A 19,020-nucleotide genomic window follows, 5' to 3' on the forward strand; every position below is an offset into this window, starting at 1 on the left:
GATTTAGGCGCATTACATTGGTTAGCGATCATTTGATGGGATAATCAATCATATTAGCGGCATGATATTAATGTTTTGTAGTTAATGGTTCGCTAATCTGTATCACACTTAAGAGATGCTTGTGATCAACTTTTGTTTATTGTTGTATTTATGTAATTGATTCGGGTGTGACATATATACTTTAAAAGTTTTCAACTTAGTAAGGTAAGTTATATGCTGCGTTTATCCCTTCGAAATAAGCTGCTCGCACTGTCTCTTATTCCACTTTTTGTCATTCTCACTCTAGTGTTAGTGCTGTTCTATATCAGTGAGCAAAAGTCTTTAAATAATGACATTAATGATTTCCGTCATGAGTTAGTGTTAGAGCGTAAAAATCAACTCAAAGAAGCTGTCGAAATTGCTCAAGGTGTTGTTGAGTACCAAATAAATTTAGGATCTCAAGGTAATGTTAACCAAGCGTTGAGAGATCTGCGCTTTGGTAGTGCGGGTTACTTTTTTATCTACGATGATGCGGGTGTCAATATCTTTCATCCGATGCAACCTCAGCTTGAGGGGCAAAATAAAATTGATATGACTGACCCTAATGGCACCAAGATCATTGTGGGTTTATTGAACGCAGCACGCTCTGGCGAAGGTAATTTTTCTTATTACTACCAAAAACCCAATACCCAAGGCTTAACTGAAAAGTTGGGCTATGCCGTTATGATCCCAGGCACGAATTGGATGCTAGGCTCAGGTGCATACATTGATGATATTGAAGATGTGATTGCCAATTTTGAGACCACTAAACAAGAGGAAATGAACGCAAGTTTATTATCATTCTTGTTGCTGACTTCAATATTAGGCGCCATCACCGCAGTGTCGTTAATTGTCGTTGCGCATCGTATGGTGCAGCCGATTCAAAATATGGCTCATTCATTGAATGATATTGCCAATGGCGACGGAGATTTAACCCAAAGATTAGACGTAAATGGCAGTGATGAAATTGCCCAGTTAGGGTTAGCATTTAATCTGTTTGTTGAAAAGCTACAAGCTATTATCACTGAAGTGTCGGGTGCGACCGACGAAGTAAAAGGCGCAGCGAAAACGATTAACGATCAAACGGTGACTATCTCCAACCAGCTCTATAGTCATAACAGTGAAGTCGATCAAATCGTCACAGCAATCACTGAAATGTCGGCGACTGCTAATGATGTAGCGCAAAACACAAATAGTGTTGCTGAAGCCACTGAAGATGCCTCTGACTTTGTCTTAAAAGCGCAAGAATGTGTGGATATTTCATTGAATGAAGTGTCGCAACTCATGAGCCAAATCGATAGCGCAGCTGACAATATTGAATCTTTAAGTGAGCAGTCTAAGAAGATTAACTCCGTGTTATCTGTAATTGGTGGCATTGCGGAGCAAACTAATTTGCTGGCATTAAATGCAGCGATTGAAGCTGCAAGAGCGGGCGAGCAAGGGCGCGGTTTTGCGGTAGTAGCTGATGAAGTGCGTAGCCTGGCTAGTCGCACCCAAGCCAGTACGGTTGAGATTAATGAGATGCTATCTGAGCTGCACAAGTTAGTCAGTCAGGCGGTTGAAGCAATGGAGCAAAGTCAGAAAAGCGGTGTGCGCTCAGTGGATTCGTCAAAAGCGATATCGGAAAGCCTTGGCGCGGTAACATCATCTGTTACTAGCATTAACGATATGAGCACTCAAATTGCTACAGCGGCAACTGAGCAAAGCTCAGTAACAGAGGAAATTAATCGCAATATTACCTCGGTGCAAGAAATCGTTAATGAGCTGCTGTCATCTAGCCAGCAAGCAGCAGAGATCAGTACTTCTGTAGCAAGCTCTGGAGATTACTTATCGACATTGGTGAGTCAATTTAAGGTGTAAATCCATTATTGAATTATAAAGCCCAACAGTGAGTTAATTTGATTGTATTTACTGAGATAAAAGAGCCATTGCAACGTTTGTTGCTTGGCTCTTTTTTATGTCTAATTAATTCATAAAAGGTCAGTTAATGTGTTCATCAAACTTATTCAACTTACTTGATTGTAATCATGGCCAACTAAAGTGACAAAAAGTCATTAAAACGACCTAGGTTTAGCGCTAGCGATAGGTTAGAATACTCGGTTTGCAGCAATCTAAATTTCCATAAAGTAGAAATCATCATGTTTGAAGTAAATCCAGTTAAATTCAAAATCAAGGAACTCGCTGACCGCACCGAACTTCTTCGGGGGTATCTTTGACTACGCTGCTAAGCAAGAGCGTTTAGAAGAAGTCACCCGTGAGTTAGAAAGTGCCGAAGTATGGAATGATCCAGATAATGCCCAAGCACTAGGTAAAGAACGTTCATCGTTAGAAGCCGTTGTAAAAACGATTGATGACATGGACAGTGGTCTTGAAGATATTGAAGGATTACTTGAACTTGCCATTGAAGAAGACGATGAAGAAACCTTCAATGATGCCAGTGAAGAGCTTGACGGTCTTGAGAAACGTTTAGAGGAACTTGAGTTTCGCCGTATGTTCTCAGGTCCCCATGATGCAGCAAACTGCTATTTAGATATTCAGTCAGGTTCGGGCGGTACAGAAGCCCAAGACTGGGCAAACATGATCTTACGTATGTATTTACGTTGGGGCGAAGCCCATGATTATAAACCTGAATTGATGGAAGTGACTGATGGTGATGTGGCCGGTATTAAAGGCGCAACCATCAAGTTTAATGGCGAATATGCTTTTGGTTCACTGCGTACAGAAACCGGTGTACACCGTTTAGTGCGTAAGTCACCGTTTGATTCGTCAGGTAAACGTCACACCTCATTCTGTTCGGTATTTGTTTACCCAGAGATTGATGACTCGATTGAGATTGATATCAATCCATCAGATTTACGTGTCGATACCTACCGTGCATCAGGTGCTGGTGGTCAGCACGTCAACAAAACTGAATCTGCAATTCGTATTACCCATTTACCGACGAATACCGTCGTGCAGTGTCAAAATGATCGTTCGCAACATAAGAACCGTGACGCTGCAATGAAACAATTAAAAGCTAAACTGTTTGAGTTAGAAATGCTTAAACAGAATGCTGATAAGCAAGCCGCGGAAGACGCCAAATCAGATATTGGTTGGGGCAGTCAAATCCGTTCATACGTGCTTGATGATGCCCGTATTAAAGATTTACGTACCGGTGTCGAAAACCGAAATACCCAAAGCGTCCTAGATGGCGATTTGGACAAGTTTATAGAAGCTAGCCTTAAATCTGGCCTTTAACGAGAGAAGAAGATGACTGAACAAACACAAGATGAGAACAAGTTAATTGCAGAACGCCGCGCGAAGTTAGATCACATCCGCGAAAACTGCCCTGCAAACGGTCACCCGAACAACTTCGATCGAAAACACAAGGCTGCAGATATTCAAGCTGAATACGGACATCACACTAAAGAAGAGCTAGAAGGCATGGACGTTAATCGTTCAATCGCCGGTCGAGTCATGGCTAAGCGTGGCCCATTCTTGGTTATTCAAGATGTATCTGGTCGCATTCAAGCTTATGCTGGTAAAGATGTTCAAAAAGATCTTAAAGCGACTTTCCAAGGTTTAGACATCGGTGACATCATTGGTGTTACAGGTAAGCTTCACCTTTCTGGTAAAGGCGACTTATACGTGAACATGGAGCAGTACCAATTGCTAACGAAAGCATTGCGTCCGCTACCTGAAAAATTCCACGGCCTAACTGACCAAGAAACGCGTTACCGTCAGCGTTATGTTGACTTAATCGTTAACGAAGAGTCACGTGAAGCTTTCGTCATGCGTTCAAAAGTGGTTTCGGCTATCCGTAACTTCATGGTGAAAAAAGAATTCATGGAAGTTGAAACCCCAATGATGCACAGCATCCCTGGTGGCGCTTCAGCCCGTCCATTCGAAACGCATCACAACGCTTTAGACATCGCAATGTATTTACGTATTGCGCCAGAGCTTTACCTTAAGCGTCTAGTGGTTGGTGGTTTTGAGCGAGTATTCGAAATCAACCGTAACTTCCGTAACGAAGGTTTATCGCCACGTCATAACCCAGAATTCACTATGATGGAATTCTATATGGCATACGCTGATTTCAACGACCTAATGGACTTAACTGAAGAAATGCTAAGCTCTATCGCAACTGAACTTTGTGGTTCTCCACAACTTCCGTACGGCGAGCATACTGTTGATTTTGGTGGCCCATACGCACGTTTAAGCATGTTAGATGCGATTAAGAAGTACAACCCAGATAACGAAACGATTCAGTCTATGACTTACGAAGAAGTTAAAGACGTTGAGTTTATGCGTAACCTTGCGAAAAGCATTGGCATGACAATCGAGAAATTCTGGACTTGTGGCCAACTACTTGAAGAAATCTTTGGTGAAACGGCAGAGCCACAGTTAATGCAACCTACGTTCATTACGGGTTACCCTGCAGATATTTCACCACTTGCACGTCGTAACGATGAAAACCATTTCATCACCGACCGTTTCGAGTTCTTCATCGGCGGCCGTGAAGTCGCGAATGGTTTCTCTGAGCTTAACGATGCAGAAGATCAAGATAACCGCTTTAAAGCGCAAGTTGATGCTAAAGATGCAGGTGATGACGAAGCAATGTTCTACGATGCTGATTACATCACAGCACTAGAGCACGGTTTACCACCAACTGCTGGTCAAGGTATTGGTATCGATCGTTTAGTGATGTTGTTTACTAATACTCATACTATCCGTGACGTGATCTTATTCCCAGCAATGCGCCCACAAGGGTAATTGTTGATTAAGCCGTTGGCTTAATAATCATTATTAAAAACCAGCCTACTTGGAAAAGTGGCTGGTTTTTTTGTGGGGTTTTTAATTTGAGTTAACTGAATAAGTCAGATTGAGCATCTAGTTGATCTTTATTAAATTTGTATTTTTTACCTTGAAGCGTTTGAAGTTCTTCACCATTATCAATTTTTCTAATTACGGTTGAAACTGAGTGAGCAGTAATTTGAATCTCACCTGTTTCATCTATTTTTTGGTGAATCTGTAATACACACTCAATAGTTGTTCCGTGCTTAAAGCTAATTACTTCATTTAATACGTCAGATTTGAAATCTTTATCATTCATTGAAAAGGAAATTGCTTTATCTTCGTAAATACCTTTCCATTTATATTTACCTTCTTTTAGCACTGGTGAAACTATTTGAATTAGAGCATCTTCAACAACTTCTGGTTTCAGACTATTAGAGTGGAGAATGAAATTTTTAAAGCTTTTTCGCTCAACGATACGTTCTATTGTTGTTGGGCTATTATCTGAGTTTAGAGAGGTGAAGCCGATTTTGTCTATTTTATTATATTGATTAAGTTGTTTATAAAAGTTCGATTTTCTTGTAATTATTTTTAAGTTGTTATCTAAGACTTCAGTTGCTTTTTCTACGGTTATATTATTTATATCACCTCTTTCCACTTCAGATTTAAGTTTTTCTATTCTTAACTTTTTCTCTTTGATACTCAGTCTTAGGTGTTGTTTTTGTAGATTATCAAGCTCTGGATCATTCGAAGGAATTCTTGAACTAATAATGGCGATAATAGAAATAAAAATAGCTATTTGCGCCTGATTATTCCCAATGACTTTCCACTTTTCTTTAAGGCCACCTTCTCGATAAGCTTCAGACTCTAAATGTAAAGGTATGTTTAATTCTTTTGATATTTCGGTAACAATAGCCAAAAACTCTGCTTCGCAATTGTTCCGAACTAATGCATTCATCGAGTGTGATATATCTTTAAAATAATAATGTAGTTCAAGCTTTTCTGCTGGGGCAATCATTGATATTGGCCTATTGTTGGTTACGCCTTGATGCTGTTAGTAGCATTGCTTTTAATTTACCTTAAATATAATCAATATACTACGCGATAACAGCTACTTAAGTTTTTAAAACTTTAACCAAAGTCGTGGGTTTTCCACCCACACCCGAGCAAGAGGGGAAACAACAGCAATCCCCCTCTTGCATCACCCATGCCGCCCCAACGAAATTACTCTTTCAAAGCGAGTAAGCCTTATGCTTATTCGAAAATAGCTAACGCTTCCGATAGGCCATCCATGGCCAAACGAAAGCTAGCCTGACGTCCTGTCAGGCTTACGCTATTTTCTTCAACGCATTTCAGCAATTTCAATGGGGAATATTTAGCCTGCAGGTTAGTTTGTTATTTCAGGGAGCATTTCTATATTGAGTAGCTTAAGAATAGGGGTGTTTTAAGCTCTTTTGAATGTTCAATTTGAATTGAGGTAAGCAAAAAAATTGCGTGAGTCTGGCCATGGATGGCCAGCTAGCTTTCGAGGGGAAGGGACGCCCCATCGAATGCGTTAGTGATTTTTGTAGATTACCGAAGCTGGCTACAAATGAAGGTTAAAGCTATAGAATACTCCATTGGAAATAATCGTTTTTCAGATTATTTCGTTGGAGCGGGTGGGCGTTCCAAGAGGGAGTTGCCGTTCACTCCCTTTTGGTCGGGTGTGGGTGGAAAACCCGCGGTGTTAATCCAAACGGAGTTTGGAAACATTGACAAGACGCCCCATCGTAAGCGTTAGTGATTTTTACAGCTTGCCGCAAAGGAAGGTTAACGCTGGATGATTCTCCGTTGCTGCGGGGCGTAGCTCTTAGTAAAAAGAAAGAGGGAGTCGCAGTTCACTCCCTTTAAGTCTGGTGTGGGCGAAGTCTCACGACGCTAACTCAAACGAAGCAGGAAAGTATCATTTTCACTAATTTGATGAACTTTAACCGTGTAATGCGCGCCATTTAATTCGATTAGCGTGCAGGTACTCATGTCTTTGATAAACATGAGTACCCAAAGTGAGTTTATATCTTAAAATTATAAGTTTATAAATTGTCTGTCTTGCTGCTGTCAGCGCCTTTAACTTGAATTGCAGGAGTAAAAAATGGTTCTGTGCTGGTTAATGACTTAGCTGATTTTGCGGCATATCGCGTAATCTTAGAATGTAGCGGTTTTTGAGATAATGTCTGTAGCATTTCCTTATAGCGCCCATTACCGCTATTACTCAATACTTTGCATAACCAAGCTAAAGAGTCGGCAAATTGTTTGTCTTGGGTGTTTTGAGCATTCCAAATGTACTGGGCAATATGATCAAGGCTTTGTTCATCTTGCAATGGCAATTTAATCGCCTCTCTAGCAGCAGCTCTAATTTGAGTGACATCATTACTCACAAGTCTGGATAATAAGTCTCGGTATTGATCTGCAACCCCTGAAATATCAAGGCTGGTTTGAATAGAGATTAAATCAACCACCCATTCTGTTTTTTCATATTTAAGCTCCATAGAGCCTAAGTTGATATAAGAAAGCCTAAGATTGTGAAAGGTTTGACGACCAATAAATGGACGTCGATAACTACGAAGATATTGGCCTACACCATCTGGTTTACCAAGGGTTGTGATGACAGTGTCTAATGTGGCTCCTTGGGCTATCATCTCAAAGTTAGCAAGGGTTGGGGTAACGGTGTTGGGGAGCACTTTGATAGACGCTAGCTCAAACTCTTGAGGTTGAAATTGTGGGACATCGTCTTTGTTAAGGGCTTTGATTGCACTTTTGAAATACTTCTTCACCTTCCGTGACGCTTCATTGCTATTTTGCTCGGTTAACAGTGTTCGATACCTTGCGTTTTGGCTTTCACCAATAGCTTTTGCTAACCATGATATTGTGTCGTCAAATTCATCGTGTTCTTTATCACCATTTTGGTTCATCGACCAAAGTGTAAAGGCTGCTAAATCCCATAGCTGAATATTTTCAGGCAAGCTGTGGTGCAATGCTTTAGCACCTAATTTTACTTCTTGTAGGTTTTTGCTGGTGAGTAAGTCAACGTAGATGGTGTCTTTAGTATCAAAGTCTGCTTGAGTGGCAAACGGCAATAATACTAACAATAAAGTGAGTAGTTTTTTCATTATTAAATCCATTTAAAAGACTTCACTGAGCGAAGACTTAGATAATTCCCTTTTCTTGATTGATACAATTATGTTAACAGCTATGAGCTGATATTCGAAATATCTTTATGAGTTTTTCGTTTTAAAAGTGAGTAATACAATATGTGGTCAATGAAATTATGGAGAGTAAAATACATAAACGTAAATTTATTAACAATTGATTTTATTAAGTAAAATATTGGTTTGAGTGGTGATAGCTAATAGTATTGGATACTGTGACTACAGATTAATCCATAATAAACGGCTAGAGCCCTAAAGTAAGTAGGGCTCTTGAATAAGTGAAGCGACTGCACTTTCTCTTTGGATTTAATTGGGTTGGAATGAATTGAATGAATCACGCCGTTTTTCAAAACCAAGTTTGGTAATTAAGTTTACTTAGCTATCTAAAGTCTCTTCATCAACATGATGAACATTGGTGGTGTAATATGCTCCGCTGTATTCGATTTTTAATGAAAAATACACACTTTGTTTTAGATGGTGTTTAATTGCTTGTTCAAGCTCTGCACTTAATTCCCTAGTAAACTGCTCGTCTCGATGTGGTTTAGTGAGTAAAGAGACTGTGACAAGAATATGAGTATGTTTATACTTAGAGCAAGGGTAAGCTCTTGATTTACAAACGCCAGCACTGGTGTCTTTGTGGTTAATGATTTCTTCAATCTCATCAAACATGCTTGTTACGCTGAATTGTAAATTATCTGAATACTTAATTTCTACATGAGGCATGTAAACCATTCCTTGAAAATACTGACAAATAAGCCCGGTTGTTAAACAACCACTTTTGAATAGGTTTCTCGGTCAATATCCACCACTTCAACTGACAAAGAGCAATCCACCTTAATCAAGGTTTGTAATTGGGTTAACACCTGCTGGGTTAGCATCGATTTTTGCTCTTCATTTCTGCCTGATAAGATTTTCATCGTCACATGGACAAAGCCGATATCAACACAACCAGTTTTAAATTCAGAATAAGCAATGGCTCTTACTTTAATATCACTGCCTTGTGCTTGAAATAACCCTGATGTTAAAGCACCTTGGTGTACTAATTTCACTAGTGCTTGGCCATCAAATTGAGCTGCATGTTCGACGATACAATGGGGCATTTATCTCTCCAATATTGATTGAGTTGTGCCTATCTTGCGTCAGGTTAAGACGAAACACCATGACTTAATGCCAAGTGAAGTTTATGAATGAACTGAGGATATGATTCAGTATGGTTTAGTTCAGTAAGATTAAGTTCAGTAAGATTAAGTGATGTAGCAAGACGTAGGGAGTAAATCGCAGAGTTAATCTCGTATCAAACGCTTAATTCCTGATACAAAAAAGGCTTCAACTCCAAATAGAGCTGAAACCTTGGTTTCTGCAATTAAATTTCTATCAGCTACTTAACGCATATCCACCTTTAAGGTGTGCAACGTTATCGAAACCCAATCGGTACATGGCTTGTGCTGCAACTAAGGATCGGCTGCCACTGCGGCAAACTAATACCCATTTATGGTGCTTTTGAGTTTGCTGCTGTTGAATAAACTGGACTAAGCGGGTGAGTGGTACGTTTTCACTGGAGTCTTCAGTGTGTTGTAGCGCATATTCGTGAGGCTCACGAATATCAATTAAGGTGACGTTTTCTTGCTGTAAGGCATAATTCAGGCTTTGATGATTGTATTCAACAATCGGTTGTCCTGTTAATTGGCTCTCAGTTAATGCACCGCACATAATTTCGCTGCCGCTTTGGTCGCACAAGTGGCTGTCTAATTGTGCCTTTTGCACTTCAAATTGTGTAAGGTTAAGGCTGCCGTTAAGGGTGTTTGCCAATAACAGGTTTCTAGCACATTCTGCACTGAGATGGGTGGTGAATTCGTTATTGTAATCATGGCTTGCGCAGATCAAGGTTTGATCGCCGATCAACGAGTGGAGTTTTTTAAGGCTTAAGAACATTGAAGCCGCGCTACTTGAGTCAAAGTTAGTACGGCCTAAGCTACCCATTAAAATTGTATCGCCACAAAATGCGAATTGGCACTGCTGGCTAATGTCTTGTTCATTATCGAATGGGTTACACAGTAGTAATGACATGCTGTCATCGGTGTGACCGGGCGTAGCAACCTTAACTAACCATTGCTTACCGATATTGATGTACTGCAGTTGACTGAACTGTTGGCAATCTTGTGGCCAACCTAAGGCATCTGTTTGTTGGGTTGGGAGATGTTTGTCTGCAAGGAAAGTGCGTCCCGATTGATGATCGGCGTGGCCATGAGTGTCAATAATCGCCACTAACTCTAATTGCTGGCATTGCAATAAAGTATCTAAACGATCGTTAATTTCTGGCAATGGATCGATAATGAAGGCTTGTTTGCTTTGCTGGTCAGCATAAACCCAAGTGCAATTTGAGCCTGAGCGCAGCTGAACTAATCCATCGAGAGGTTGTTTTTCATTAATTTCACCACTGTCTAAAATCATGCAGCTATGGGTTAATGCTTTTGCTGCTGAAGTGATGCGCGCACATGCTTCATCCACTTGTGCTTGAGTCATTGCTGGGCCGAATGACATTCGAATGGCTGACTCACTTTGCCATGCTGGTAAACCCATGGCATCGAGTACAAAGCTGCGGGTGACTTTTGATGAACAAGCGGAGCCTGAACTGACACGGATATTGGCAGCATCAAATAAATCCATGATTTCTTTACTGCTAAAGCCTGCAATTGCAAAGTTCAGGGTTGTGGGCACGCTGTTTTCAAAGTTGTGATTAAACACCACCTCTGGGAAAACTGCTCTTAGGGTATCCACTAATTGAGCTTGATAACCTCGTAGAATATCAATGTCGGCAAATGCACTATCTTGTTGATTTAATAGCATCTCGAAAATAACGTTAATCGCAGCCATACCCGGTAAGTTTTCAGTGCCTGAGCGCAGGCCACTTTCTTGACCCCCACCGGCAATAATAGGGGTGAAAGGCGCTGATTGGCGGATATAAACAAAGCCAATGCCTTTAGGTGCATAGAGTTTATGGCCACTGAAAGGGGCATAATCGATTGTGGTGTTAGCAAGATTTAAAGAGGTTTTACCAAGTGCTTGTACACAATCTACCATCCAAAAAATGTCATTGTTGGCACTGCGTATCACCTTGTCTAGTTCAGCTAAGTCTTGAAACACGCCAGTTTCGTTGTTTACAGCCATGGTACAAATCATTAAAGCATTAGGCGCTTCTTTTGCGATGAACTGCTTATCGAGGTTACCTAAGGTATCAACTGGAATTGCTTTAATTTCGGCATTGATCCCTAAGATTTTATTCCAGTGTTTTAATGACTCCGGCACCGCTTTATGTTCTGTCGCGCCATATAACAAGCTATAGCATGGGGGCGTAGCAGAGAGTTTGTCTGCTTCAATCTGTTTTTTAGCTTCAACCAAGGCCGAAATAATTGCAGTTTGGATCCCCTCTGTTGCTCCGCTAGTAAAGATAACTTTGCCAGTATCTGCGCCAATGACTTTTTTTGCATTGAGGCGGGTTTGTTCCATTAAGTCTTTCGCTTTAAGGCCGGTAATATGGCTACTACTTGGATTGCCAAATAATACTTTCATACTGTTTAGTGCCGCTTCTGCGGCCTGCGGCAAAACTGGGGTTGTAGCGTTAGCGTCTAAATATATCTGGCTTAATGGTGACTTATTCTTCATGGGAGCGACTCATCTATTGATTAGTTGTTATATAGCTTTTAGTTATAACTAATTTCTCTCGGTTATATTAGCACTCTTTAAATATTGATCAAGATCACGTTTTGAGCGTTTGGGTGTTTTTTCGTCAAGTTTTTTGTACGAAATAATGTTCGACTATAAAGCTATGACTTATATGAGTTATTTTTTTGTGGCAGTTTGATGAAGAAGTAAAATATAGGTGATGAGTCGTTGGGGGAAGTTTGATGTGTTCATATTAGACAGGAATAAAAGCTACGCAACCGCAGCTTTTATTCATAGGCATAATATTGTGGGGTAGTTTAAATGAGTTAAATGGATGATATTAACTCAGCGATAAACGCGATTAAATCTTCACTTTTATCACGACCTTTCTTACTGGTTTAGCAGTATCCAGTGTGCCAGGCATATGCATATCATCTGGGAAAAACAGCGCAAACATACCCGCTTTTAATGGAATGAAAGCCGCATCTTGCTTATTTGATTCATAATCAAACTCGGTAAAGTCGTGATCTTGATGGTAGGGCGCTAATGGGGTTTGATTGCCAAGAGGCAAATAACCAAATTCTTCTTCACCGCTAACCACATACTGCACATCTATATATTGCTGGTGGACTTCAAAAGGCTCTGTGTGTTTCGGCTTAGTTTGGTAATCATTAACAATAACAAAAATATCTTTGCCGTCTAATGGGTAGGTTCCTACTTCGGCTTGGGTAAAATCAGTTTCAGATATGTGAGTCAGCGCTATAGCAAGTCTTGGGCTGAGTGAGTGATAAAGCGAATGGTTTGCAAGGCTATCGACGACCATAATGGTTCTCTGATTTTTGATGATGCAATATTATTACTTATTCACTGTGACAGTGCCACGTCGATATGGCTTTGATGACACTATTAGTTGAGTTGATGATTAGATTAGTCTTTACGTTAATAATGGTTTCAACCCTTAGGTGGTTTAACCCTATGACAAACTTAGTTAAGATAAATTATACTGGCTCCCTACAATAGGGGGTTAACCATAAGTTTTAGCTCATGGGATTAGATCCATAAGCCTTGGTTTATAGCTGATATTTAAATACAGGATGTGCAGTGACAGTATTACGATTACTCGCCGGTAAAACCGCTTATCAACAAATAGAACAAAATGGTTTAACGCCGCAAATGTTCACTCAGCTATTTGCAGCATCTGGTGGCCCCAAATGGATTGGCGTTGCTGGGCTTGATAAGTATTTGTTTGGTGAGTTTTTCGCTGACAGGCAAACCCCTCTTTATACCATGGGTGCATCATCAGGTGCTTGGCGCTTAGCCTGTTTAGCTCAGAAAGATCCGCTTGCAGCCTATACTCGTTTAGAAGATTTTTATATCGGCCAACGTTACGACCATGTGCCTAATCGCCAAGAAGTAACAGAACAAGTTGAGCGAATCATCAGTGGCATATTGGGCGAACACGGTGCAATGGATATCGTTAATAACCGCACTATTCAAAGCCATTTTGTTGTGTGTAAGGCTAAGCATTTAAATGCTAGTCGCTCTAAAGGTAAGCTGGCATTGGGACTTGCGGCAACAGCGTTAAGTAATGCAGTGAGTCGTCGAAGCTTAGGTTGGCATTTTGAGCGAGTCGTATTTAGCCATCAGCAGGTTAAGTCGCCTTTTTCGCAGTTAAATGATTTGCCCACAGAGCATGCGCAGTTAACCCGTAATAACATCAATCAAGTCTTGCTAGCGACGGGTTCAATTCCGTTATTGCTCGCACCGGTAAAGCGTATTAATGGTATTAGTGATGGTGCTTACTATGACGGCGGCATTACTGATTATCACTTTGATATGCCAACCCACACCCCTGAAGGTTTGAGTTTATACCCACATTTTTATCCGCACATGAGCCCTGGTTGGTTTGATAAATCGTTAAAATGGCGACGGGCTAAAAAGCATTATCACAATGCATTAATTCTGGCGCCTACAGCCGAGTTTCTACAGTCTTTGCCGTATCAAAAGATTCCTGATCGTGAAGACTTTAAACAATTAGATAGCGATAGCCGCATCGCTTATTGGCGTGAATCATTGAAGCGCAGTGAGCAACTAGGTGAGTTGTTTGCTGATATTGTTGAAAAGCAGTCGATAATGGACCACGTAGAACGACTTTAAAAATGACTGCGTTTTGAGCAAGGGTTAACGTCTTTCTATAGAAGGTGAGTTAGAGTTTGGCGATAATCTCGTTTTTGATGACATTGGAAAGGGAAATGCTGCTGTTTCCCTTTTCATTCTTTGCAAACAGTGTGGGCGAAGCGCCACTACTTTGATTTATAATGATATCTAGATTTATAATGATATCTAGATTTATAACGATATCTAGATTTATAACGATATCTAGATTTATAACGATATCTAGATTTATAACGATATCTAGATTTATAACGATATCTAGATTTAGAAATATAAACTAACCCTTCGACACAAATGACCCAAGACCCTTTCAGCTATCTCAGCTATCACAAATCAACAGTTAATCACTCTCACCATTCTAACTTACTCAATTTACGCCTAATAAACGCCCTCAGCGGTTTAGCTCGAATAGTGATCATTTACTGAAACTATTTCGTACCTTTACCTGTCTAATAAATAATCAGTTGTAATTGCAGATTTGATAATTGAGAACACGTTTTCTTGGCTAATCATAAAGTTGTATTAGCTATGGCAAAGCTGGAAAACTCTAATTTGACTGCTAAACTTATTTTTGTAATTTAAAACACAAGGTGTTGATTTTTATTGGTCCTTGGTAGCAGTAGGCTACTATCTCTGCAGCATTCTTAAGAGGTTTTTACCTCCTTATAAATGGAATAATCGAGAAGCGCTGTGGTCTGGAGGTTGCTATGCAAACGATAGAAATGGCGTTACTGATCCAAGAGGCTGTATTGCTTCCTGGGGGGCGACAAGAGATTAGAATGGCGACACCAAGCCAGTTAATTATGGTCGCGAATGTCCTTAAAGGTCATTACCGACTGGCGCTGGCTGCCAGTAAAAGTAACTGTGTCCCGCCTTGTTATGACACCGCAACTGAGTGTGAAATCATCGATTTTCATCAGTTAGATGATGACTCACTAAGTATTGTGGTGGAAGGACGTCAGCGGGTAAAAATACTGTCTGGTGCTCAATTAAGAGACCAAAGTTGGGTTGCGCGGACTCTGCCTTGTCAAAATTGGCAAGATGAACCCATTGGTGAAGAGTTTGAAATTATCAGTGCAGCACTAGAGCAGTTTTACGAGGTTAATCCTGACTTACTGGATTTATACAATCAGGTTCATCTTGAAGATGCAACTTGGGTAAGTCAGCGTTGGTTAGAAGTCTTACCTATGTACAATAAAGATAAGCTGCTGTTAGTTGAACAACCCGATTGTCATAAGACCATGGATTTTGTACTGCAATTATTAAAATCTCATGTGGATGTGTAACGCGGACAAGCCAAAACATGTTTTTGCTTTAGCTGACAAGGCTTTGTTGGGTATACTGTATCAAAATGTAGCTATATAGTATCTTACATGTCTGCTGAACATGCTGCCAAGGCCGCACAACCTTCATATATTGTTTTACCGCAATCTCAAACAACGCCGGAAACTGTGCTGGAGTTTTTAGTTTCTCATTTTAAGCAAATTCCAGAATCAGTGTGGATAAAACGTGTTGTTGATGGAAAGGTTCACTGGGCAGATGGTGAACGTGTAACGCAAACAACAAAGTACCGCCCAGCGACTCGAGTGTATTATTACCGCGAGGTTGAGAGCGAAACAAAAATACCGTTTCAGCAAAAGGTACTGCATCAAGATGAGCACTGTATTTTAGTCTTTAAGCCTCACTTTTTGCCTGTCACACCCAGTGGTAATTTTGTCAATGAGTGTCTAATCCATCGCTTAAGAATTGCAACGGGTATTGATACGATTTCTCCTGCCCATCGGCTTGATAGACCAACAGCTGGAGTGATGTTAATGACAGTCAATCCAGAATCTCGACATGCTTACCATGCCCTGTTTACTGATGGAAAAATTAATAAACAGTACCAAGCCATTGCAAAGCTTACTCCCGAACTTCTAACGCAGCACCAGCAAGGGCTGTTAAGTTTACCGCTAAAATGGACTGTGAAAAATCGTATGGTGCGTTCAACACCGAGCTTTTTGATGAAAATCACCGAAGGGGAAGCTAATACGCATTCTGAAATCAGATTAATCGCTGTTAATGGTTCAAGAGGCTTGTTTGAGCTGAGTCCTATAACGGGAAAAATGCATCAACTTAGAGTGCACATGATGTCATTGGGTATGCCATTAGAAAATGATACCAATTACCCAAGTCTGCAACCCAAAGCTGCCGATGATTTTACCAAGCCTTTGCGCTTAATCGCCAAGTCGCTGACATTTGAAGATCCATTCAGTCAACAAATGATGTCTGTCAATTGTGAAGGCTATGATGCTGAGTTCGGGTTAGGTAAAAATTGATAAATAGTTTGTTGATGAATTAACAAGAGTGGCTCGTTTACAAAGGACTAATTGCACATGGAAAGAGTGAAATGTTGCGCAATATTTATAGTGAGTTTTTTCGTTTTAATTTTTGGTTTTAAAGCGTTAGATGAGCTAGTTGCTGAAATGCTTATTAAGCGTGACGCTCAAATACTGTCTGAAAAATTGACCATGTATATTGAAGATACTGCAATAGAACTGAAAAGTTTACCGGCAATTAATGACACCTATGTTTGCGACAGTCAAAATGAAGATTTGCTGACTAAGTCGGTATTTAACTCCACATTTATTCGCTGGCTTGCTGTAATGGAACAGTTAAAAGTTGTTTGTCGTTCGCAAGTGATGCCCCGTCATGTAGAGAAGTTAGTTAGGCACCGAATTGGTCCTGATTTAAAGCTTGCCGTTATCAATCAAATTGACTCAGATGTGCACGAGTTATTTTTATCATATGAATCTGGCAAAAAGCAGTATGTGGCGAGCATTGTGCCAATGAACCCTCGTTATTTCATCCCTGTAAATTGTGAAGATTGCCTAGAGTACACCATCACTATTGATGGCATTTATGACTCGTTGGCAGCGGTTCCAATGATGGAGTTTGGCTTTGAACAGTTTGAAGGTGACCATGTCATTTTAGAAGAAGTGGTTCATAAAAATGAATATTACATTGCCAAATTTAGCCTATCGGGCAATGAAGACTTTTTTGCTCAGTATAAATCGTTAAATTGGCTATATAGTGCGTTGGTTAGCTTTGTGATGGCGTTGACGTTATCAATAGGCTATTGGTCTTGGAAACAGTCTTATGGTTCAACTCGTGCTCACATAAAAAGTGCTATCAAACATAAAGAGTTTATCCCTTTTTATCAGCCTGTTATTGATACGCAAACAAATGAAATCGTCGGTGTTGAAGTATTAATGCGCTGGCGTCAATCAAGTGGAGAGTTGATCCCACCAAACCAATTTATTCCCTTTGCTGAATCTGATGGGTTAATCGTAGATATGACCTATTCGATGCTTGATGTTATGGCTGACGATATTGAACAAGCTGGTGAACAAGTTAAGCCGTTATTTATCAGTATTAATATTGTTCCTGAGCATTTAGAAAGCGATCAACTTTACTTGTATATTAAGGCGCTTAAAGAGTCTGGAAAGCTAGGTAAACATCGGATTTCGCTAGAAATCACTGAGCGGCACCCCATTACAGACTTAGCTAAAGCCCGCGCTATGCTAGATAAATTTTATGCTATTGACGTCGATTTAAAGCTTGATGATGCCGGTATGGGCTATGGCGGTTTTAGTTATGTGCAAAACCTGGGTATCAGTACCCTTAAAATTGATAAAGCTTTTATCGATACCATTGGTGTAAAAGATAACTTTAATGAAAAAACCTTGGATGCAATTATCTCTTTTGCCAAAAAGTCGGGCTTGAGCGTCATTGCTGAAGGGGTGGAAACTGAGTCTCAAGTTAGCTATTTGAAAGTGCAGGGCGTGGATTTAGTCCAAGGTTATTTTTTCTCTAAGCCACTAGAGGCAAAAGACTTTTTTAATGCCTATCAGAATGTCTGATGATTGGGTTTTATTTAAGTTAGATGGCTTTTGATAAAAACGATAATTGATGTATTCCCAGCGTTAGTGATTAATGCTGGGATACATTTTAAGAGGTTTGCTAGTGTTCGGTTACGGCTGTCGAATGATATAAGTAAAAGTGCCTAATTGTAATTTGCTGGTAGCGAGTAAGTAATGGCTATTATTTGAATTAAGTCTTTATTTCAAAGGACGTTGTGTGATGCTGATGTTCGGTTAAACTGAATTATCTGGTGCTATTCACATACTGAACTGAAAGAGGTTAATTTGAGTCAACATCACTTAAAGGAATTACCTGTTCCACTATCAGTATTGGCTGTCATGTCATTAATCTGTGTAGCCTCGCAAGCCACAGCTGAGCAGATTTATTTTAGTTTTGATAATGATGTGATTATTGGTTCAGATGGTGATTACTCTAGTGGTATTTTACTGGGGTGGCATGCAACACCTGAGCAAGATTTCTCCTCTGCTTCTACAGCTTTTCAATGGCAATCAGCTTTATTATTTCCACAACAAAGCCAGCAAGTTCACCGTGGGGCAAAGCTTTATAGCCGAATGTGGACGCCTACTGAAATCGCTTATGACTTTCCTCAACCTGAAGAAAGGCCTTATGCTGGCTTTTTAGAGTTAGAAAGTTATACCGGTGTGTTTAGTTCAACCCTTGCACAAAAAAACTGGCTGAGTTTGGGCGTTGTTGGCCCTGCATCTGGCGCAGAGTACATGCAATCTTTTGTACATAAAATTACCTCATCGACGACGCCTGAAGGCTGGGATTACCAGATTGAAAATCAGTTGACGTTGCAAGTTGCTTACGAGGTGGAGGCATTGTTGTTTCGTCAGCAAGCATTCGAAAATAGCCAATGGGATGTGAGTGTATTTAACCATACCATGGCAGGTAACTTTCGTTCTCAATCTAGCCTTGGGTTAACTGTCCGTTGGGGCGATGAGCTAAGCCAAACATTTGGTCAGTTATCTAGCCAAGCAGGGCACTTTGGCGATTTTACTTCTTCAGCTAATCAATATGGAAGCTGGATGGCCTATGCCAGAATGCAGGCTGGATACCGCTTTAATGACTTAACGATTGAAGGTGATCTTCCCTATGAATCGCCGCTTGAAATTAACAACCAGCAAGCTCAAGCAAGCCTGGGTGTCATTTGGGCTTTTCCCACTTGGTCAGTGCGCTGGAGCTTCGACTTTTACAGCAAAGAGTACAAATCTGATGTGGACGACTGGCACGGCTATGGCGTGATTAGTTATAGCAAGGTGTTGTAAAGAAAATACAATTA

At 40.4% G+C, this 19,020-nt stretch carries 14 protein-coding genes; 8 read left to right on the plus strand and 6 right to left on the minus strand.

Annotated features, from left to right (window positions below; translation table 11 throughout):
- The first annotated feature begins 213 nt into the window (after positions 1-213).
- The 3 genes from K5Q58_RS02775 (at position 214) to lysS (ending at position 4,770) form a co-directional block, all read left to right on the plus strand.
- Complete coding sequence (locus tag K5Q58_RS02775; RefSeq protein WP_220752287.1) at positions 214-1,878, plus strand: methyl-accepting chemotaxis protein; 1,665 nt, start codon at positions 214-216, stop codon at positions 1,876-1,878.
- A 278-nt stretch (positions 1,879-2,156) separates the two neighbouring features.
- Positions 2,157-3,255 (plus strand): peptide chain release factor 2 gene (prfB, locus tag K5Q58_RS02780; protein WP_220752289.1). Its coding sequence is split into 2 segments (ribosomal slippage): positions 2,157-2,231 and positions 2,233-3,255, totalling 1,098 coding nucleotides; the frame shifts between segments, so codons are not numbered across the junction.
- A gap of 12 nt (positions 3,256-3,267) precedes the next feature.
- The gene (gene lysS, locus K5Q58_RS02785) at positions 3,268-4,770 is read left to right on the plus strand and encodes a lysine--tRNA ligase (protein WP_220752291.1); all 1,503 of its coding nucleotides are present in this window, start codon (positions 3,268-3,270) and stop codon (positions 4,768-4,770) included.
- A gap of 91 nt (positions 4,771-4,861) precedes the next feature.
- Here the strand turns inward: lysS and K5Q58_RS02790 are convergent, their stop codons facing one another.
- The 6 genes from K5Q58_RS02790 to K5Q58_RS02815 all read right to left on the minus strand — a co-directional run bounded on the left by K5Q58_RS02790 (position 4,862) and on the right by K5Q58_RS02815 (position 12,462).
- The gene (locus K5Q58_RS02790) at positions 4,862-5,809 is read right to left on the minus strand and encodes a hypothetical protein (protein ID WP_220752293.1); all 948 of its coding nucleotides are present in this window, start codon (positions 5,807-5,809) and stop codon (positions 4,862-4,864) included.
- A gap of 1,051 nt (positions 5,810-6,860) precedes the next feature.
- On the minus strand, positions 6,861-7,937 hold the full coding sequence (locus K5Q58_RS02795; RefSeq protein ID WP_220752294.1) for a hypothetical protein: 1,077 nt from the start codon (positions 7,935-7,937) through the stop codon (positions 6,861-6,863).
- Between the two features lie 414 nt (positions 7,938-8,351).
- Entirely contained in the window at positions 8,352-8,699 is a 348-nt protein-coding gene (locus K5Q58_RS02800) for a hypothetical protein (protein ID WP_220752296.1), read from the minus strand.
- Between the two features lie 41 nt (positions 8,700-8,740).
- Positions 8,741-9,076, minus strand: a complete 336-nt coding sequence (locus K5Q58_RS02805) for a 5-carboxymethyl-2-hydroxymuconate Delta-isomerase (RefSeq protein WP_220752298.1) — start codon at positions 9,074-9,076, stop codon at positions 8,741-8,743.
- A 274-nt stretch (positions 9,077-9,350) separates the two neighbouring features.
- The gene (locus tag K5Q58_RS02810; RefSeq protein WP_220752300.1) at positions 9,351-11,639 is read right to left on the minus strand and encodes an aminotransferase class V-fold PLP-dependent enzyme; all 2,289 of its coding nucleotides are present in this window, start codon (positions 11,637-11,639) and stop codon (positions 9,351-9,353) included.
- A gap of 361 nt (positions 11,640-12,000) precedes the next feature.
- Positions 12,001-12,462 (minus strand): YhcH/YjgK/YiaL family protein, encoded by a 462-nt coding sequence (locus K5Q58_RS02815; RefSeq protein ID WP_220752302.1) that lies wholly within the window; start codon positions 12,460-12,462, stop codon positions 12,001-12,003.
- 278 nt (positions 12,463-12,740) lie between these two features.
- On the opposite strand from K5Q58_RS02815, the gene K5Q58_RS02820 reads away from it, so the two are divergent.
- The 5 genes from K5Q58_RS02820 to K5Q58_RS02840 all read left to right on the plus strand — a co-directional run bounded on the left by K5Q58_RS02820 (position 12,741) and on the right by K5Q58_RS02840 (position 19,006).
- On the plus strand, positions 12,741-13,796 hold the full coding sequence (locus K5Q58_RS02820) for a patatin-like phospholipase family protein (protein ID WP_220752303.1): 1,056 nt from the start codon (positions 12,741-12,743) through the stop codon (positions 13,794-13,796).
- 725 nt (positions 13,797-14,521) lie between these two features.
- On the plus strand, positions 14,522-15,100 hold the full coding sequence (locus K5Q58_RS02825; protein WP_220752305.1) for an LON peptidase substrate-binding domain-containing protein: 579 nt from the start codon (positions 14,522-14,524) through the stop codon (positions 15,098-15,100).
- 87 nt (positions 15,101-15,187) lie between these two features.
- Complete coding sequence (locus K5Q58_RS02830) at positions 15,188-16,132, plus strand: pseudouridine synthase (protein ID WP_220752306.1); 945 nt, start codon at positions 15,188-15,190, stop codon at positions 16,130-16,132.
- A gap of 57 nt (positions 16,133-16,189) precedes the next feature.
- Positions 16,190-17,716: an EAL domain-containing protein gene (locus K5Q58_RS02835; protein ID WP_220752308.1), complete on the plus strand. Its 1,527-nt coding sequence runs from the start codon at positions 16,190-16,192 to the stop codon at positions 17,714-17,716.
- 285 nt (positions 17,717-18,001) lie between these two features.
- Positions 18,002-19,006, plus strand: coding sequence for a lipid A deacylase LpxR family protein (locus tag K5Q58_RS02840; RefSeq protein WP_259651207.1), 1,005 nt, complete (start codon positions 18,002-18,004; stop codon positions 19,004-19,006).
- Positions 19,007-19,020 lie beyond the last annotated feature (14 nt).

The sequence above is a fragment of the Shewanella sp. KT0246 genome, from assembly GCF_019654955.1.
GTDB classification, from domain to species: Bacteria; Pseudomonadota; Gammaproteobacteria; order Enterobacterales; family Shewanellaceae; genus Shewanella; species Shewanella goraebulensis.